The sequence below is a fragment of the Kitasatospora sp. NPDC050463 genome, from assembly GCF_040655255.1.
Taxonomy (GTDB): domain Bacteria; phylum Actinomycetota; class Actinomycetes; order Streptomycetales; family Streptomycetaceae; genus Kitasatospora.
Map to the genome: position 1 here is coordinate 1 of NZ_JBFAJO010000013.1, position 18734 is coordinate 18734.

General features: G+C 70.2%; 16 protein-coding genes. 6 read left to right on the forward strand and 10 right to left on the reverse strand.

The window, feature by feature from the left end; translation table 11 throughout:
* Positions 1–332, reverse strand: a 332-nt coding sequence (locus AB0J08_RS10670; RefSeq protein WP_360630240.1) for a hypothetical protein, incomplete at its 3' end; no start/stop codon positions are given.
* Positions 333–683: 351 nt separating this feature from the next.
* On the opposite strand from AB0J08_RS10670, the gene AB0J08_RS10675 reads away from it, so the two are divergent.
* Positions 684–1925: an acyltransferase gene (locus tag AB0J08_RS10675; RefSeq protein WP_360630243.1), complete on the forward strand. Its 1242-nt coding sequence runs from the start codon at positions 684–686 to the stop codon at positions 1923–1925.
* Positions 1926–2247: 322 nt separating this feature from the next.
* Here the strand turns inward: AB0J08_RS10675 and AB0J08_RS10680 are convergent, their stop codons facing one another.
* The 4 genes from AB0J08_RS10680 to rfbB form a co-directional block, all read right to left on the reverse strand.
* A complete protein-coding gene (locus AB0J08_RS10680; protein WP_360630246.1) occupies positions 2248–3024 on the reverse strand; it encodes a glycosyltransferase family 2 protein in 777 nt (258 codons plus the stop codon).
* Positions 3021–3428 carry a DUF2304 domain-containing protein gene (locus AB0J08_RS10685; protein ID WP_360630249.1) on the reverse strand — a complete coding sequence of 136 codons (408 nt, stop codon included), beginning with the start codon at positions 3426–3428 and terminating at the stop codon, positions 3021–3023. Before AB0J08_RS10685 ends, AB0J08_RS10680 begins: the two co-directional genes overlap by 4 nt.
* Before the next feature lie 110 nt (positions 3429–3538).
* Positions 3539–4855 carry a hypothetical protein gene (locus tag AB0J08_RS10690; protein ID WP_360630253.1) on the reverse strand — a complete coding sequence of 439 codons (1317 nt, stop codon included), beginning with the start codon at positions 4853–4855 and terminating at the stop codon, positions 3539–3541.
* The gene (gene rfbB, locus AB0J08_RS10695) at positions 4852–5826 is read right to left on the reverse strand and encodes a dTDP-glucose 4,6-dehydratase (protein WP_360630256.1); all 975 of its coding nucleotides are present in this window, start codon (positions 5824–5826) and stop codon (positions 4852–4854) included. Before rfbB ends, AB0J08_RS10690 begins: the two co-directional genes overlap by 4 nt.
* Positions 5827–5907: 81 nt before the next feature.
* On the opposite strand from rfbB, the gene rfbA reads away from it, so the two are divergent.
* The 5 genes from rfbA to AB0J08_RS10720 all read left to right on the forward strand — a co-directional run bounded on the left by rfbA (position 5908) and on the right by AB0J08_RS10720 (position 10798).
* Positions 5908–6783, forward strand: coding sequence for a glucose-1-phosphate thymidylyltransferase RfbA (gene rfbA, locus AB0J08_RS10700; protein WP_360630259.1), 876 nt, complete (start codon positions 5908–5910; stop codon positions 6781–6783).
* Positions 6780–7379, forward strand: coding sequence for a dTDP-4-dehydrorhamnose 3,5-epimerase (gene rfbC, locus AB0J08_RS10705; RefSeq protein ID WP_360630262.1), 600 nt, complete (start codon positions 6780–6782; stop codon positions 7377–7379). The genes rfbA and rfbC overlap by 4 nt, the downstream gene beginning before the upstream one ends.
* A 169-nt stretch (positions 7380–7548) precedes the next feature.
* Complete coding sequence (locus tag AB0J08_RS10710) at positions 7549–8451, forward strand: glycosyltransferase family 2 protein (protein ID WP_360630265.1); 903 nt, start codon at positions 7549–7551, stop codon at positions 8449–8451.
* A 75-nt stretch (positions 8452–8526) separates the two neighbouring features.
* Positions 8527–9483, forward strand: coding sequence for an NAD(P)-dependent oxidoreductase (locus AB0J08_RS10715; protein WP_360630269.1), 957 nt, complete (start codon positions 8527–8529; stop codon positions 9481–9483).
* Positions 9484–9565: 82 nt separating this feature from the next.
* Entirely contained in the window at positions 9566–10798 is a 1233-nt protein-coding gene (locus tag AB0J08_RS10720) for an acyltransferase (RefSeq protein WP_360630272.1), read from the forward strand.
* Positions 10799–10874: 76 nt separating this feature from the next.
* Here the strand turns inward: AB0J08_RS10720 and AB0J08_RS10725 are convergent, their stop codons facing one another.
* The 5 genes from AB0J08_RS10725 to fusA form a co-directional block, all read right to left on the reverse strand.
* Positions 10875–11339: a GtrA family protein gene (locus tag AB0J08_RS10725; RefSeq protein ID WP_360630275.1), complete on the reverse strand. Its 465-nt coding sequence runs from the start codon at positions 11337–11339 to the stop codon at positions 10875–10877.
* A 15-nt stretch (positions 11340–11354) separates the two neighbouring features.
* A complete protein-coding gene (locus AB0J08_RS10730) occupies positions 11355–13757 on the reverse strand; it encodes a hypothetical protein (protein ID WP_360630278.1) in 2403 nt (800 codons plus the stop codon).
* A gap of 96 nt (positions 13758–13853) precedes the next feature.
* Complete coding sequence (locus tag AB0J08_RS10735; protein WP_360630281.1) at positions 13854–14807, reverse strand: glycosyltransferase family 2 protein; 954 nt, start codon at positions 14805–14807, stop codon at positions 13854–13856.
* Between the two features lie 360 nt (positions 14808–15167).
* The gene (gene tuf / locus AB0J08_RS10740; RefSeq protein ID WP_360630284.1) at positions 15168–16361 is read right to left on the reverse strand and encodes an elongation factor Tu; all 1194 of its coding nucleotides are present in this window, start codon (positions 16359–16361) and stop codon (positions 15168–15170) included.
* A 234-nt stretch (positions 16362–16595) separates the two neighbouring features.
* Positions 16596–18701, reverse strand: a complete 2106-nt coding sequence (fusA, locus tag AB0J08_RS10745; protein WP_360630287.1) for an elongation factor G — start codon at positions 18699–18701, stop codon at positions 16596–16598.
* Positions 18702–18734 lie beyond the last annotated feature (33 nt).

The window sequence follows — 18734 nt, forward strand, 5'->3', positions numbered from 1 at the left end:
GGCGAGATCAGCAGCGGGTAGCCGCCCGGGATCACCACGCCGACCGGCATCTCGGTGGTCGGCCGGCCGGCCAGCACGCGGGCCAGCACCAGGTACCCGTCCTCGTCCGCGTGGATGGAGGGGTAGCTCATGTGCCGGACGAGGACGAGCCGGAAGAGCACCTCCACGGCGTACCCGGCCACCAGCGCGGCCGGCCAGAACCAGCGCCGTGCGCGGGCCTCCTCGAACCGCCGCACCGCCCGGGCCGCCAGACCGGCCGACCGCGAGGCGGTGGCTCTCGTCCCGTGGACGCCGTCCAGCTGCTCGTCGACGGTCTCTGCTGAACTCTGCACTGAACTCCGAACCTTCCCCTGGTCACCCGGCCGGGCATACGATCCGGCATGCCGACGGGCCGTTCACGGTCCGCCCGGCAGCACACCGCGCCGTTCGGACAGACCAGTCGTGAAGGTCACGCTAACAAGTCGCACAGACCCGACCTCCCCACGCCAATACCACGTGCGGCGCGCCGCTCATGGTAGCGATCCCCCAAAGGCCTGTCACAGCCCGCTCAGGCGGTGACAACGCCCTCCGGGAGCGGCCGGACAGCCCGGCTACAGTGTCCAACGTCATTCCCCGTCCGCCGGTCCAGCCTCTCGACGCGTTGAGGCCGACCTGCTCCCTATCCGGCCCGGAGCCTTCCAGATATGTCTCGCACTTCGCGCAAGCGGCCTGCTTTCCTGGCCGCTCCACCCTTGGCGGAGGCCCTCGGGCGAAAGAACGGCTTCGGACTGCTCCGCCTGGTCCTCGCCGTCGCGGTCATCTTCGCGCACGCGATGCCGCTCGGCATGAGCAAGCCGGACCTCGGCCTGCTGCAGTCCCGCGGTCAGACCAACGTCGGTGCCATCGCGGTGGCCGGGTTCTTCGTGCTCTCCGGCCTGCTGATCACCCGCAGCGGCATGCGGCTCTCCACGGGCCGCTTCCTCTGGAACCGCGCGATCCGCCTGCTGCCAGCCCTCTGGGTCTGCCTGCTGCTCACCGCCTTCGTGATAGCCCCCCTGGTGGCCCGCCACCAGGGCCGGCTGGACGGCTTCTGGTCGCACGCGGAGGGCCCGTTCGACTACGTCAAGGCCAACTGGGCGATCGGCGTGAACCAGTGGGGCATCTCGGGCCTGCTGGACCACAACCCCCATGTCGGTGCCTTCAACGGGTCGATCTGGTCGCTCGGCACCGAGGTGTTCTGCTACCTCGTGGTCGCCCTCTTCGCCGCGATCGGCATCCTGCGCAGCGCGCGGTGGGCCGTGGCGCTCATGATCGGCGGCATGTACGCGTTCATGGTCTACCTGGCGCTGGACTACCACTTCCTCCGTGCGCCGATCTACGGGACCACCGGCCTGCCCACCTGGCGGCTGCCGTTCCTCTCCTGGATCGCCCCGGAGCAGCTGCTGCCGGTCGGGTTCATGTTCGGCCTCGGCGCGCTCGCCGAGTTGTACCGCAAGAAGCTGCCGATCAACGACGTGGCCGGCGTGCTGGCGTTCGTCGTGTTCCTCGCCAGCACACGGTACGGCGCCTTCACCGTCGTCGGACTGCCCGCCTTCGCCTACGGGCTGCTCTGGCTGGCCGCCCGGATGCCCGACCCGCTGACGAAGATCGGTACCAAGGTCGACGTGTCGTACGGCGTGTACATCTACGCCTTCCCGATCCAGCAGTGCCTGACGCTCTGGCAGGTTCCCCGGCACGGCTACGCCGTCTACACCGGACTGTCCGTCGCGCTCGCCGTCATCGCGGCCCTCTTCTCCTGGCACCTGGTCGAGAAGCCGGCGCTGAAGCTCAAGGACCTCGGGCTGCCCCGGAAGACCGACGCGGTCAAGGCCCCGAGCCGTCCGGCGGACGTCCCGGTGGCCGTCGGTTCGGCACCCGTCGCGGTGGAGGCGACGGCCGACCGGTAGGAGCCCCGGGACGCGAACGCGCAAGGGCCGGTACGCACTGCGTACCGGCCCTTGCACGTGTCCCGGGACGGTCGGGTGCCCGGGCTCGGCCCCGGGAGGTCGCGAGCGGGCGGGCACTGGCGTCCGCGGCCCGGCGCGCGGCCTCCGCCCTCGCCCCCTCAGCCCCGGGCCCGCCCCCGTACCGCCCCCGTACCGCTTCGGCCCCCGGCGCGCCCCCACGAACGAAGCCGCTCCACACCCGCGGACGGGGTGGAGCGGCTTCGGGGTCGGTGCGGGTGCGACTTCCGCGCGGGGAGAACCCCGCCCGTCACATCCGGCTGCTTCAGGCCCGCCCGGCCAGCTCGGGACGGCGGGACCGCTGCTTGCTGGCGGGCTCGATGGTCTTCAGGTGCTTGGGCATCCGGCGGATCATCGCGAGCAGGAGCACCAAGCCGGCGCGGGCCAGGTAGATCGTCGCCTTGATCGGGGAGGCGCTGGGCGTACCGGTGGTCCGCTCGCGCATCGCCACCGGGACCTGCCGGACGACGAAGCCGCAGCGGGCGGCGCCGACCATGCTCTCGATGGTGTCGCCCAGGTACTCCACCGGGTACCACTGCGAGAAGAACTCGATCATCGGCTTGTTGCAGGCCTTGAAGCCCGAGGTGGTGTCGGTGAGGCGGGTCCGGGTGATCCGCGACAGCACCACGGAGAGCAGCTTCATCGCCCAGCTGCGCGGGCCGCGCACCTTGTAGCTGCCCTGGCCGGCGAACCGGGCGCCGATGACCAGGTCCGCCTCCTGGAGCTTCTCCAGCAGGGCCGGCACGTACGCGGGGTCGTGCTGGCCGTCGGCGTCGCACTGGATGGCGACGTCGTAGTCGTGCAGGTGCGCGTAGCGGTAGCCGAACCGCATGGCGCCGCCGACACCGAGGTTGTACGGCAGCTGCGCGACCCGGGAGCCGGCCGCGGCGGCCACGGCCGCGGTGTCGTCCACGGATCCGTCGTCGACCACCAGAGTGTCGACGCCGGGCAGCTTCTGCTGGATCTCGTGGAGGATCTTGGGCAGACCCTCCGCCTCGTTCCAGGCGGGGAGGATGATCAGTACCCGCTTGCCGTCGATCATGCCGTCACCCCGGAGTCCGTCGCCTTGCCGGCGTCGTTGCTGCTGTTGCTGCGTGCGATCGGGTACCCGTGGTGCTCGGCCAGGTGGGCCCGCATCATGGCGACGTCCTCGGCCAGGGTCCGGGTCTCCGCCTCCAGCCGGGAGGCCTCCCAGCTCAGGTGCAGCGAGACCATCAGGACCAGGACGAAGCCCGCGAACAGCACGAGGCTCACGCCGGAGGCGATGCCGAGCCGGCGGGCGGTCGAGTCGAGGATCGTCGGGAAGAACCCGAGCGGCGCCACGACGACGCCGATCGCGAGCCAGATAGCCGCGTACTTCTCCCGGAGTTGCTGTCGGCGCAGCAACTCCAGGATGTAGACGAGCACCAGCACGCCGGTGATCGAAGTGATGACGGTGAGATGCACGACTGGAGGCGCCTTTCAGCGGCAGTGGCGTGGCCAAGGGTAATCACATATTAAAGGCGTGGCGTGAACGTACCGCCGCCGCCGGCTGTGCGGGACCCGACGAACGGGCGTCAGACCTCGGACGACTGATGCGTCGCCAGTGGCGCCCGGTGTTCCGCCACGGGTCGGGCCGGGGCGGACAGCGAGCGGGCCAGCGCCCACAGCATGGCAGCAGCGCTGACCGCCGCACCAGCCAGGTAGGCGAGTTCGACCCTCGTCGCGATGCCCCCGGGCACCAGGGTGACGGCCACCAGCACCGCGGAACCGGCCAGCCAGGAGAGCAACTGCCGCTGGTGGCGCCCGAGCGAGAGCAGGGCCTGGCCGAAGACGGTCGCCAGCATGTAGCAGAGGGTGCCGAGGGACAGCCAGAGGAAGTCCACCGAGCCCAGCACGTCCTGTGCCTTGAAGAAGAGCCGGATCGCCCAGGGGCCGAGGAACACCGTCGGCAGCCCGGCGGCGGTGCACATCAGCACCACGATGCCGCCGGTGCGAAGCAGGACCTTGCGGAACTCCGCGTGGTTGCCGGCCGCCGCGGCGCCGGAGAGCGAGGAGACCAGCGAGGCCTGGATCGCCGCGTAGGCGAAGAGCGGCACCCGGGCCAGCACCACCGCGTTCAGCAGGGCGGCGATCAGTGCCTTGGAGGACGGCGAGAGCAGGCCGACGCTGACCACCGCCGCGTTGACCATCAGCTGCGCCAGCAGCGTCGAACCGGTCAGCAGGCCGAGTCCGGTGACGACGTCGCGCCAGACCGGCGCCGGCCCGCCGCGCCGGTCCGCGAGGACGGAGCGCATCCCGATCGCCGCGGCGGCGAGCGGCGCCACCACCAGGATCAGCGCGAACGCGAACGCCGAGTGCGCGCCGAACAGCGGGATCAGCGCGGCGAGCCCGATCCGCAGCCCGCCGTCGACGGCGAGCTGCGTGCCGTACGCGCCGAACCTGCCCAGGCCGGCCAGCGCCCCGCGGGCCACCGAGCTCACGGCCAGGCCGACCAGGGCGCCGCCCAGGCCGGCCACCAGGCCGAGGTCGCCGTCGAAGAAGCGGTCCGCGATCGGCCGGGCGGCGGCCGCGATCACGGCCAGCACCGTCACCAGCACTCCGGCGGTGACCAGCAGGACCCGCCGGATCGCCGGCCCGGGGCCCTGGCCGGCCACGTCGCGGGCGGCCACCAGGCGGGTCAGCTCCAGCTCGACCGGGGAGAAGAGCCCGTACCCGACGGACATGACCACGGTCCAGAGCATCGAGACGCCGGCGACCTGGGTGGTGTCCAAGCTGTGCCCGGCCAGGGCCAGGAAGATGTACGAGGAGACACCGAGGACCACGGTGCCCCCCGCGACGAGCCGCACGCCCGGGGGCAGCGCCCCCAGCAGCTTGGCCACCGGGTTCGTCATCGCAGTGCGGCCTTGGCCTTCAGCGGCTCCCACCAGGCACGGTTCTCGCGGTACCAGGCGATGGTGGCGGCGAGGCCGTCCTCGAAGCGGACCTGCGGGGAGTAGCCGAGCTCCTCGCTGATCTTGGTGATGTCCAGCGAGTAGCGCAGGTCGTGGCCCTTGCGGTCGGCGACCGGCTCGACCATCGACCAGTCGGCGCCGGCCGCCTGGAGCAGCAGCTCGGTGAGCTCCTTGTTGGTGATCTCGGTGCCGCCGCCGATGTTGTAGACCTCGCCGGCGCGCCCCTTGCGCATGGCCAGCTCGATGCCGCGGCAGTGGTCGGAGACGTGCAGCCAGTCGCGGATGTTGCCACCGGTGCCGTACAGCGGCACCTTCCTGCCGTCCAGCAGGTTGGTGGTGAACAGCGGGATGACCTTCTCCGGGAACTGGTAGTGCCCGTAGTTGTTGGAGCAGCGGGTGACCACCACGTCCATGCCGTGGGTGCGGTGGTAGGCGAGCGCCAGCAGGTCGGAGCCGGCCTTGGAGGCCGAATACGGGGAGTTGGGCGCGAGCGGCCACTCCTCGGTCCACGAGCCCTCGGAGATGGAGCCGTAGACCTCGTCGGTGGAGACGTGGACGAAGCGGGCGACGCCGTGCTTCTTGGCCGAGTCCAGCAGCACCTGGGTGCCCAGGACGTTGGTGACCACGAACGGGCCGGCGCCCTCGATGGAGCGGTCCACGTGCGACTCGGCCGCGAAGTGGACGACCACGTCGTGGCCGGGCATGACCTGGTCGACGGCGTCCGCGTCGCAGATGTCGCCGCGGACGAAGGAGTAGCCGCTGTGACCGGCGACGGGCGCCAGGTTGGCCTCGACGCCCGAGTAGGTGAGCTTGTCGAAGACGGTGATCTGATCCGTTGCGTCGGCGCCGAGCAGCTGCCGGACGAACTCTGAACCGATGAAGCCGGCGCCGCCGGTGACGAGGATGCGCATAGTGCGGGCAGTCTACCGGTGTGCCCCGGGGCCCTCGCCCCGGGTCAGCGAGGGCCTGCGAACCTCACATAAGCTGCGCGCATGCGTGGAATCCTCTTGGCGGGCGGCACCGGGTCACGACTGTGGCCGCTGACCCGAGCAGTCTCGAAGCAGCTCCTCCCCGTCTTCGACAAGCCGATGATCTACTACCCGCTGTCGACCCTGGTCATGGCGGGTATCAGCGAGATCCTGATCATTACCACCCCCCAGGACCAGGAGCAGTTCCAGCGTCTGCTCGGCGACGGCTCCCAGTTCGGCCTCAAGCTGGAGTACGTCGCCCAGGAGAAGCCGGAGGGCATCGCCCAGGCCTTCGTGCTCGGCGCCGACTTCATCGGTGACGAGCCCGTCGCGCTGATCCTCGGCGACAACATCTTCCACGGCAGCGGCCTGGGCACCCGGCTCGCGCAGCGCACCGCGCCGCAGGGCGGCATGGTCTTCGCCTACCCGGTCGCCGACCCGACCGCGTACGGCGTGGTGGAGTTCGACGACAACGGCCAGGTCATCTCCATCGAGGAGAAGCCGACCCAGCCGAAGTCCCGCTACGCGGTGCCCGGCCTGTACTTCTACGACAACCGCGTGGTCAAGATCGCGGCCGGTCTGCGCCCGAGCGCGCGCGGCGAGCTGGAGATCACCGCGGTCAACGAGGAGTACCTCAAGACCGGCGAGCTGCACGTCACCATCCTCGACCGCGGTACCGCCTGGCTCGACACCGGCACGTTCGTCTCGATGGTGCAGGCCTCCGAGTTCGTCCGGGTCATCGAGGAGCGCCAGGGCTTCAAGATCGGCTGCATCGAGGAGGCCGCCTGGCGGGCCGGCCTGATCGACGACGCGCAGCTGCGCGAGCTGGCCGAGCCGCTGTGCAAGAGCGGTTACGGGGACTACCTGATCGCGCTGCTCGACGAGGAGGCGGCCAAGTGAAGTTCCGTGAGCTCTCGATCCCCGGCGCCTTCGAGGTCACCCCGCAGCAGCACGGCGACCCGCGCGGCCTGTTCATGGAGTGGTACCGCTTCGACCGGCTCGAAGAGGTGGTCGGCCACCCGCTGAAGTTCGCCCAGGGCAACCTGTCGGTGTCCGCCAAGGACGTCGTGCGCGGCATCCACTTCGCCGACGTGCCGCCCGGCCAGGCCAAGTACGTCAGCTGCGTGCGCGGCGCGGTGCTCGACGTGATCGTGGACCTGCGGGTCGGCTCCCCCGCCTTCGGCCGCTGGGAGTTCGTCCGGCTGGACGACGCCGATCGCAGGTCGGTCTACATCCCCGAGGGCCTCGGCCACGGGTTCTGCGCGCTGACCGACGACGCCACGCTGTCCTACGTCTGCTCCGAGACGTACAACCCGACCGGTGAGCACGCGGTGCACCCGCTCGACCCGGACCTCGGGATCGAGTGGCCCACCGACGTCCCGCAGCTGTCCGCCCGTGACGACGCCGCGCCGTCGCTGGCCGAGGCGCTCGCCACCGGCCTGCTGCCGGACTACGAGAAGTGCCTCGCCTTCACCGAGAGCCTGCGCACCAGCTGAACCGCCCGATGCCCGGGCCCGCCGCCCTCCGGCGCGGGCCCGGGCATCGTCGTCCGCCCCGGCGGGCGACACGGCGGGAGCCGTTCGGCGGGCTCAGTATGATGGGCCCGCCGCGGGGTCTTCGCCCTGCTCCCGGCCCCGACTCAGACCAGCGGATGTGCCCTCCACCATGACCACTCTGGAAATCCTGCTTCCGTACTACGGCAACGTCGCGCTGATGCAGGCCGCGGTCCGCAGCGTGCTGGCGCAGAGCGATCCCGACTGGCGGCTGACCGTCGTCGACGACGGCCGGGAGCCCGGCGTCCCGGAGTGGTTCGCCGAGCTCGACGACCCGCGGGTGCGGTACTTCCGGAACGAGCAGAACCTCGGCGTCACCGGCAACTACCGCAAGTGCCTGGGCATGGCCGAGTACAAGCACATGATGTTCATGGGCACGGACGACATCATGCTGCCCAACTACGTCGCCACGATCCGCTCGATCCTGGAGCAGTACCCCGGCGTCGCGATGATCCAGCCGGGCGTCCAGGTGATCGACGGCGACGGGAAGCCCTCCAGCTCGCTCGCCGACGAGGCCAAGCGCCGGATCTACGCGCCCAAGCAGCAGGGCCGCACCCTGCGGGGCGGCGAGGAGCTCGCGGTCAGCCTGCTCAAGGGCAACTGGCTGTACTTCCCGTCGATCTGCTGGCGCACCGAGGCCGTGAAGACCACCGGCTTCCGCGACAACCTGGAGATCATCCAGGACCTCGCGCTCGTCATCGACCTGCTCCAGGCCGGCGAGCACATGGTCGTCGACGACGTCCGGGCCTTCCAGTACCGCCGGCACGCCGTCAGCATCTCCTCCTCGTCCGCCTTCAGCGGCACCCGGTTCACCGAGGCCCGCCGGTACTTCCTGGACGCCGCCGACCGCCTGGACGCACACGGCTGGCCGCGGGCCGCCAAGGCGTCCCGGATGCACCTGTCGGCCCGGATCCACGCCCTGACCCTGGTCCCGGGCGCGATGCGCGCCGGCCAGTGGGACGGGGCGAAGGCCCTGCTGCGCAACGCCACCAGCACCGCCGCCCGGCCGCGCTGACCCCCGTCCCAGGCCCCACACCGCCCCAGGCTTGTCACCGTCCCAGGCCCATCCCCGTCCCAGGGAGTCACCGCAATGACCGCACCGCACCCGGCCCCCTCCCGGGTCGCCGTCCTCGGCGGCACCGGCTTCATCGGCCGCGTGCTCGGCGCCCGCCTGCTGGAGCAGGGCGCCGAGGTCGTCAGCCTCGCCCGCAAGGCCCCGGCCGTGCCGGCGCCCGGCCGGTTCGTCGCCTTCGACATCTCCTCCGACGCCGCCGCCGACCTCACCGCGCTGCTCGACCGCGAGCGGATCGACACGGTCGTCAACGCGGCCGGAGGCATGTGGGGCCTGAACGACGAGCAGATGTACCAGGCCAACGTGGTCCTGGTGGACCGTCTGATCGAGGCCGTCTCCGCGATGGCCTCCCCCGCCCGGCTGGTCCACCTCGGCACCGTGCACGAGTACGGCATGGCGCCGGTCGGCACCAGCCAGCGCGAGAGCGACCCCGCCGCGCCGGTGATGGAGTACGGCAAGCTCAAGCTCGCCGCCACCGAGGCCGTGGTCCGCGCCGTCGAGGCCGGCCGGCTGGACGCGGTGTCGCTGCGGCTCGGCAACGTGGTCGGCGCCGGCCAGCCCGGCCACAGCCTGCTCGGCGTGATGGCCGCCAAGCTGGACGCCGCCCGCCGGGCCGGCGAGACCGCGCAGCTCTCGCTCCAGCCGCTCACCGCCCAGCGCGACTTCGTCGACCTCACCGACACCCTGGACGCCGTGCTCCTCGCCGCCGTCCGGCGGGACGTCCCGCCGGTGGTCAACGTCGGCACCGGCGCCGCGTCCTCGGCCCGGCTGCTGGTCGAGCTGCTGATCGAGGAGAGCGGGGTGCCCACCGAGATCACCGAGGTCCCCGCGCCGGACGGCACCGGCCCGGAGACCGAGTGGCAGCAGCTCGACATCACCGTCGCCCGCGAGCAGCTCGGCTGGGAGCCCCGGCGCACCCTGCGCGAGGCCGTCCGGGAGCTCTGGGAGGCTCAGATCGCCGCTCCCCAGGCGTAACGCAGGGCCGGGCCCCGGGGACCACGCGGTCTGCCCGACGCGCGGCTCCGGGGCCGGCTCCGACCCAGCCCTCGAGGACCTCATGAGACCCCGCAGTCTGTTCCACTCCCGGGGCACACTGGCCGAGTTGTTCTCCGGCCGTGCCAACAGCTTCGGCCTGCTGCGGCTGTTGCTGGCCACCTCCGTGGTCGTCTCCCACGTGTATCCGCTCGCCTGGGGCCATCTGGACCCGCTGTGGAAGCGGAGCGGCGAACAGACCGACGTCGGGAAGATGGCCGTGGTCGGCTTCTTCGTCCTCTCCGGCTTCATGATCACGGGCAGCGGGCGGCGGACCACCGTCGGTCGCTTCGGCTGGCACCGGCTCCTGCGGATCCTGCCCGGCCTCTGGGGCTCGCTGCTGGTGTCCACCCTGGTCATCATGCCGCTGCTGTACCAGTGGCAGCACCACACCCTGGACGGGTTCTGGGGCCACCCCAACGGCCCGAAGACCTACCTGAGCGGCACCTGGAACACCTCGCTGACCGGCGGCTGGGACGTCTCGGGCGTGATCGCGGAGGGCGTCCGGCGCGGCACCAACTTCGACGGCAGCGTCAACGGCGCCCTGTGGTCGCTCAAGTACGAACTCCTCTGCTACCTCGTCGTCGGGACGCTGGCGGCCGGCGGAGTGCTGCTGCGGGCCCGCCGCTTCGTGCCGCTGGCCGCGGCCGGCCTCTGGATCCTGATCCTCAACGACTGGATCGACGCACCCGGCTGGAGGGGCATCCCCGGTGACCTGGGCTCCGGCGTGAACGTGCCGTTCCTGGGCTCGCTGAGCGTCCACTTCATCGTCCACCTGGGCTTCGTCTTCCTGATCGGCGCGACCTTCCAGCTCTACCGGGAGCGGGTGCCGGTGCACGACGGTCTGGCCCTGGTGGCCGCGCTGACCCTCCTGGTCACGCTGCGCTGGGGCGGGGTCTTCGTGATCGGCTACCCGGCCTTCGCCTACCTGCTGCTCTGGCTCGCGATCAGGCTCCCGGCACCCTTCCAGCGGGTCGGCCGCAAGTCGGACTACTCGTACGGGATCTACATCTACGGCTTCACGGTCGAGCAGGCGCTGGCCCTGCTCGGCTACGCCAGGTACGGCACCGTGGGCTTCCTGGCCTGCGCGCTGGCCGGCACGCTCGTGCTGGCCGCGCTCTCCTGGCACCTCGTCGAGTCGCCGGCGATGCGCTTCAAGGACTGGACCCCCGGCCCGGTGGCCCGGCTCAAGGACCGTCGCCGGCGCGAGGGCGCGCCGGACGCCGAGGCGGAACCGAAGCCCGTCCGGTCGGCCTGAGCCTGACCCGGTACCGGCCCCTGATCGTGGGGGCCGGCGCCGGACGCCCGGCGGTCCGGGGTCCGGGGTCCGGCGGTCAGTCCTTGAAGACCCAGACCTTCATCAGCAGGAACCGGACGACGGTGGCCAGGCCGTTCGCGACGACGAGGCCGCCCACCTCCACCAGCTTGGAGGCGTCCGGCGCCGCGACGTCCAGCAGGGCCAGCACTCCGCTGCTCAGTCCCAGCCCGATCAGGAACGCGACCGCCCCCTGGAGCTGATGGCGCAGTGCCCCTTCGGAGCCGGTGATCCCGAAGGTGAAGCGCCGGTTGGCGGCCGTGTTGGCCACCGCGCTCACCGCGAGGGCGATCAGGTTCGCCGCCTGGGGATCCACGAGCTGCCGTGCGACGACGTAGAGGCCCAGGTAGAACAGCGTGCTCAGGACCCCGATCACCAGGAAGGACGGGATCTGGCGCTTGGCCGAGGCGGCGGGCCGCTCGGCGGCCCGGCCGTCCTGGGCCGGCACGGCGGGCTTGTCGGTGGAGACCATCTGGATGCCCATGCTTCGATCGTCGGGTCAGGAGAGCTCGTACACGGCCACCCGGCCGTTGTCGAACACCTGCTTGGTCAGGTCCTTGAGGAGCGGCGACTCGCCGCCGGCCTTGCGCTGGACCACCAGGTAGCGAACTCCGTGGTCGTCGTTCAGACGGCGCAGGACGTCCGGTGTGGGGTGGTAGAAGGCGTCCTCGTTGAGCTTGAACAACGCCTCGTCCCAGAACGGAGCGGTGGCCGACGCCTGGCCCCCGGCCGTCGCCATGAGCCGCGGCGCGTACGCCCAGCCCTCGATCAGCACCGAGCGCTCGGAGTAGGCGCCCAGCCAGTGCGAGCGGTAGTTGTCGCACCAGGGGCCCTTGGCGTAGTCGTCGAACTGCCAGCAGTGGCTGTTGGTGGCCAGCACATCGGCGGGATCGCTGTGGCTCCGCACCCAGCGCGCCCCCTCGACCTGGGTGGCCGGCAGGATCCACGTCCCCTCCCAGAGCACGTGCCGCGCCTGCAGGACGTCCAGCGCCAGCCCCGGCACGCCGACGGCCAGCGTCATGGTCAGCAGGACGATGCCGCCCCGCCGCCGCAGCGCCGGGACGACCCGTGCCAGAGCCCACCAGAGGAGGGCGCAGACAAGGGCGAGCGCGGCCAGGCCGCCCGCCGCCGCCAGGGGCGGCAGCAGCGGGTAGTACGACTTCCAGCCGCCCGATCCGAGCGCCCGGACGGAGAACGCCGCCCAGCCCTCGGCGTGTCGGTAGAACGCGTAGGTCAGGCCGGCGATCAGCGCCAGCGCACCGGCGCCCAGCGCGGCCCTGGCCCGGCCCGGGAGGGCGGCCCGCTCGAACGCCTCGCAGAAGCCCCAGGCGGAGAGCAGGGCGCCGAACGGCAGACCGGCCAGGGTGAAGTAGCTGGCGTTGAAGCCGGAGACGGCCAGATAGGCGGCCGGGCCGGCCAGCGCGCCGCCGAGCAGGAACCACTGCACGGGATCCAGCCGGAGCCGCCTGCGCCACATCAGTGGCACCATGCCGACCAGCTTGAGCTGATGGTTCAACACGAACGCGAACAGCGTCCCCCCGACGACCACGGCCTGGACGGCGGTCGTCCGGTGGTGCTGCGGATCGGCCCAGTAGCCGTGGACGTTCCCGAGCGGACTGATCTCCAGGCCGTAGCTCTCGAAGTTGAAGACGACGGCCGTCGCGAAGAGCTGCGCCGCGGCCACCACGGCCCCGAGGCGCACGATGGTCCAGGGGATGCGCCGGGTACCGATCAGGGCCATGAGCCCGGCGAAGGCCAGGCCCGCGAGGGTGACCGGGAGGGAGCTCGCCTTGGCGGCGCTCGAAGCCAGCGCGAACAGCGCGGTCAGCACGAAGGCACCGCGGCCGAGCGCGGGGACGCCCCCGCCGGTGCCGTCCCGGCCCCGCCGCAGGGCGTCGCCGACGACGCCGACCAGCGCGATCAGCAGCGGCTGGCTGTACGCCTGCGACAGGCTCGCGAAGGACATCAGCCGGACGGCGGGTGCGCCGAAGGTCCAACTGCTGACGTTGTTGGGGTAGGCCGCGGTGAACTCGCCCACCGCGAACACCAGTAGGGCCGCCACCGGCCCCGCCCAGGCCCGGCCGCTGAGCCGCTGGGCGACCACCGCGGTGATCAGGACCCCCAGTGCGCTGAGCGCCGGCACCATCAGGCGCATCTCGATCACCGGCAGGTCGATGTGCCCGACCAGGTCGCCCATCGCCATGTGGGCGAAGGTGAACCAGTGGTAGTGCAAGGGCTCGCCGGCCGCCTGAGGCAGCGTCAGCGGGACGTTGTACTTGGCGTTCCCCGCGAGTGAGAGCAGGTAGGGCAGGTCTCCGTACTGACGGGTCGTCTCGTCCTGCGGCAGGATCGGGAACCGGGAGAGGAACACCTCGTAGTAGTAGACCGAGGTGAGCGCGACCGTGCCCGCCGTCGCCCACGACCAGCCCTCCGACTGGCGGCGGTAGCCGGTCGGCCGCCAGTGCCGGCGCAGGGCGGGAACCGCCGCGAACGGCACCACCACGAGCAGCGGCCAGGCGATCGCCAGGTCCTGCAGGCCACCTGAGACGAACAGGGCCCAGGCGCCGAGTTCGAGCACGAGCCCGGTGGCCGCACCGAGGACGAGGTCCTCGACCAGGGTGTGGGGGCGGCGCCGGAGCGCCCGGAACACCAGGGTGCCGGGCAGCAGCACGGCCCAGGCCGCGTAGCCGGTGTAGCGGGCGATGTCGGCCGGCGAGGTGTCCGCGGCCAGCAGCAGGGCGGCACACAGCAGGTAGGCCGCCACCGCCGGGGCGAACCGCCGCAGTCGCCGCAGGACCGGCTCGGCCGCCTGATCGCCCGTCAGCGGTACGGCACCGTCCGGACTTCCGGACCGGTCCCCGGCGGGGGCCTCCGTCGGGGTTGCCGTTCGTTCCGTGCCCATGCTGTCCGTTCTGTCGTCCCAGCTCTGCCGACGTGCGCCGCGGTCACGCGGACTCCGCTCTGCCGGTGGCAGCCACCACCACTGACGGAGCGTCCGTCAGCCTGCGTACGAGGCTTCGCTCCGGCGGGCGCCGACCGGGTCGTCGGCCTCCGCCGAGTCGTACCCGACGAAGTAGGCCGGCCGGGCCTGCGCCGCCGAGTAGATCCGGCCGACGTACTCGCCGAGCAGACCGATGCAGACCAGCTGGACGGCGCCCAGGAAGAGCATGCCGACGAACAGCGAGGACCAGCCGGGCACGGTCTTGCCGAGCGCGTACTCGACCGCGGTGTAGATCCCCAGGCAGAAGCAGAGCACGAAGCTCAGCAGGCCGAGCCAGGTGGCGAGCCGCAGCGGGCTGGCGGAGAAGTTGGTGATGCTGTCGATGGCGAGGCGGACCATCTTGGACAGCGGGTAGTGCGTGCTGCCCGCGACCCGCTCCTCGCGGACGTAGACGACCTCGCCGCTGGGGAAGCCCAGCCACGGGACCAGCAGGCGGTAGACCGGCTGGTGCTCGGGCATCGCCTTGAGCGCGTCCACCGCAGCCCGGCTGAGCAGGCGGAAGTCACCGGCCTGGTTCGGCATGTTCTTGCCGACGAGCTTGCGCATCAGCCAGTAGTAGGCGCCGGCGGTCCGTCGCTTGAAGAAGGTGTCGGTGCCGCGGTCGCCGCGCACCCCGTAGACGATGTCGAGGTTCTTCTCGCGGGCGAGCGAGAGCATCTCGGGGATCTTCTCCGGCGGGTCCTGCAGGTCGGCGTCGATGGACACCACGTAGTCGCCGTAGGCGCGGTGGATACCGGCGGTCAGCGCCGCCTGGTGACCGGAGTTGCGCGCGAAGCGGACGATCCGGAACTCCGGCCAGTCCTGGCGGATCTTCTGCATGATCGCCGGGGTGGCGTCGGTGCTGCCGTCGTCGATACCGACGACCTCGTAGTCGATCCCCAGCTCGTCCAGGATCGGACGCAGGCGCTGAACCGTCAGCGGCAGGGCCTCCTGCTCGTTGTAGATCGGCATCACGACCGACAACACCGGTGCCGGTCGAACCGCCGAGCCATCCGCACCTGCTGCTGAGTTGAACATCCGTGTTCGCCTGTCCCCTAGGTGTCCGAGAGCGACCGTGAAGGCATGACCCCTGCTGGGACGACCCACCAGCCGGGACTCTTCTCCCTCCGCAACCGGAGGATCGCGGACAGCGACGAGGGAGACCTCAGTGAGCAGCCAGAATAGCAGCACGATCTAGACAAATCATGAAGGAGCCGGTCACACCACCCGCACCGTACGGGCACACCCGACACGCCGAAGGGCCCCGCACACCGAGGTGTGCGGGGCCCTTCGAACATCACCTGTGAGACACAGGCAGGTCAAGAGCCTCGATTACTTGAGGATCTTGGTGACCTGGCCGGCGCCGACGGTACGGCCACCCTCACGGATGGCGAACTTCAGGCCCTCCTCCATGGCGATCGGCTGGATCAGCACGACCGTCATGGCGGTGTTGTCGCCCGGCATGACCATCTCGGTGCCCTCGGGGAGGGTCACGACGCCGGTCACGTCCGTGGTACGGAAGTAGAACTGCGGGCGGTAGTTGTTGAAGAACGGGGTGTGACGGCCACCCTCGTCCTTCGACAGGATGTAGGACTGAGCCTCGAACTCGGTGTGCGGGGTGACCGAACCGGGCTTGATGATGACCTGGCCGCGCTCGACATCCTCGCGCTTGATGCCACGGAGGAGCAGACCGACGTTCTCGCCGGCCTGGCCCTCGTCGAGCAGCTTGCGGAACATCTCGATACCGGTGACCGTGGTGGTGGTCTTGGTCTCCTTGATGCCGATGATGTCGACAGTCTCGTTGACCTTGAGGATGCCACGCTCGATACGACCGGTGACGACGGTGCCACGACCGGTGATCGTGAAGACGTCCTCGATCGGCATCAGGAACGGCTGGTCCACGGCGCGGGCCGGGGTCGGGATGGCCTCGTCGACCGCCGCCATCAGGCCGAGGAGCTTCTCGCCCCACTCCTTGTCGCCCTCCAGCGCCTTCAGCGCGGAGACGCGGACGACCGGCAGGTCGTCGCCCGGGAACTCGTACTCGGAGAGGAGCTCACGGACCTCGAGCTCGACGAGCTCCAGGATCTCCTCGTCGTCCACCATGTCGGCCTTGTTCAGGGCGACGACGATGTAGGGGACGCCGACCTGGCGGGCCAGGAGGACGTGCTCCTTGGTCTGCGGCATCGGGCCGTCGGTGGCGGCGACGACGAGGATCGCACCGTCCATCTGGGCCGCACCGGTGATCATGTTCTTGATGTAGTCCGCGTGACCCGGGCAGTCGACGTGGGCGTAGTGACGCGCCTCGGTCTGGTACTCGACGTGCGCGATCGAGATGGTGATACCGCGCTGCCGCTCCTCCGGCGCCTTGTCGATCTGGTCGAACGGCGTGAAGGGGTTGATGTCCGGGTGAGCGTCGTGCAGCACCTTGGTGATGGCCGCGGTAAGGGTCGTCTTACCGTGGTCGATGTGACCAATGGTGCCGATGTTGACGTGGGGCTTCGTCCGCTCGAACTTCGCCTTCGCCACTGCAGTCCTCCTGAGGACAGTTCTGTACGCCGTGCTGACGTCAGTTGGTCTTTGATCGGGTTGGGCACGGGGCGCCCGGGAGCGCCCTGCACCGTCCCGCGGGTGGGGGCGGAGGCCCCGGGAGAATCCGGTCGGATTCTCCCGGGTCGCCTCCTAATAGCCTAAGGGTTCGCAATCGTCCCGAATGTCGGGATGTCCTGCGGCCTCGGGTAGGGACTCGGCTCGCGCCGGTCCTTACTCGCCCTTGGCCTTGGCGATGATGTCGTCCGCCACGTTCCGCGGAACCTCGGCGTACGAGTCGAACTGCATCGAGTAGCTCGCGCGACCAGAGGTCTTGCTGCGCAGGTCACCGACGTAGCCGAACATCTCGGAGAGGGGCACCAGCGCCGAGACGACGCGGGCACCGTAACGCTCGTCCATGGACCGGATCTGGCCACGGCGAGAGTTGATGTCGCCGATCACATCGCCCATGTAGTCCTCGGGCGTGGTGACCTCGACGGCCATCATCGGCTCGAGCAGCGCCGGGGACGCCTTGCGAGCGCCCTCCTTGAAGGCCATCGAACCGGCGATCTTGAACGCGAGCTCGGAGGAGTCGACGTCGTGCGAGGCACCGTCGAGCAGCGTCACGCGGACACCCTGGAGCGGGTAGCCGGCGAGCACGCCGAACTCCATGGCCTCCTGGCAGCCGGCGTCGACCGAAGGGATGTACTCCTTCGGCACGCGGCCACCGGTGACCTTGTTGACGAACTCGTAGCCCTCGCCGGACTCGATCGGCTCGATCGCGATCTGGATCTTCGCGAACTGGCCGGAGCCACCGGTCTGCTTCTTGTGCGTGAAGTCGATGCGCTCGACGGCCTTGCGGATCGTCTCGCGGTACGCGACCTGCGGCTTGCCGACGTTGGCCTCGACCTTGAACTCACGCTTCATACGGTCGACCAGCACCTCGAGGTGCAGCTCGCCCATACCCGCGATGATGGTCTGGCCGGTCTCTTCGTCGGTGTTGACCTGGAAGGACGGGTCCTCCTCGGCCAGCCGCTGAATCGCGGTGCCCAGACGCTCCTGGTCACCCTTCGACTTCGGCTCGATCGCGACGCGGATGACCGGGGCCGGGAAGTCCATGGACTCCAGGATGACCGGGTGCTTCTCGTCGCTCAGGGTCTCACCGGTGGTGGTCTGCTTGAGACCCATGACGGCGACGATGTCGCCGGCGCCCACCGACTCGATCTCCTCACGCTTGTTGGCGTGCATGCGGTAGATCTTGCCGATCCGCTCCTTGCGGCCCTTCACCGCGTTGAGGACGGCGGTGCCGGCCTCAAGGCGCCCGGAGTAGATCCGGACGAAGGTGAGCTTGCCCAGGTGCGGGTCGGACATGATCTTGAACGCCAGAGCCGCGAGCGGCTCGTCGTCCGACGCCTTGCGGGAGATCTTGACCGTGTCGTCGCCGGGCTTGGTGCCCTCGATGGACTCGATGTCCAGCGGCGACGGGAGGTAGTTGACGACCGCGTCGAGCAGGGGCTGAACGCCCTTGTTCTTGAAGGCGGTGCCACAGAAGATCGGCGTGAAGTCCGAGTTCAGCGTGCCCTTGCGGATCGCGGCGATGAGCAGCGCCTCGGGGACGTCCTCGCCCTCCATGGCGAGTTCCATCACCTCGTCGCTGACGTTCGACACGGTGTCCAGCAGCTTCTCGCGGTACTCCTCGGCCTGCTCCACCAGGTCGGCCGGGATGTCGACGATGTCGTACATCTCGCCCTTGGCGGCCTCGGCCGTCCAGACCAGCGCCTTCATGCGGACCAGGTCGACAACGCCCTGGAAGTCCGCCTCGGCACCGATCGGGAGCTGCATCACCAGCGGGGTCGCGCCGAGGCGCTCCACGATGGTGTCGACGCAGAAGAAGAAGTTCGCGCCCGTGCGGTCCAGCTTGTTGATGAAGCAGATGCGCGGGACGCCGTAGCGGTCAGCCTGCCGCCACACGGTCTCGGACTGGGGCTCGACACCGGCGACACCGTCGAACACCGTGACGGCACCGTCGAGGACGCGCAGCGAGCGCTCCACCTCGACGGTGAAGTCGACGTGACCCGGGGTGTCGATGATGTTGATCGTGTTGTCAACGCCGTCGAGCGTCCAGTGACAGGTCGTCGCGGCCGACGTGATCGTGATGCCGCGCTCCTGCTCCTGCTCCATCCAGTCCATGGTGGCAGCGCCATCGTGGACCTCACCGATCTTGTACGAGACACCGGTGTAGAACAGGATCCGCTCGGTGGTGGTGGTCTTGCCCGCGTCGATGTGCGCCATGATCCCGATGTTGCGGACCCTGGCGAGGTCAAGGGAGGTTGCAGCCATGGTGGCTCGTTCTCTCTCTGTCTAGTGACGGGG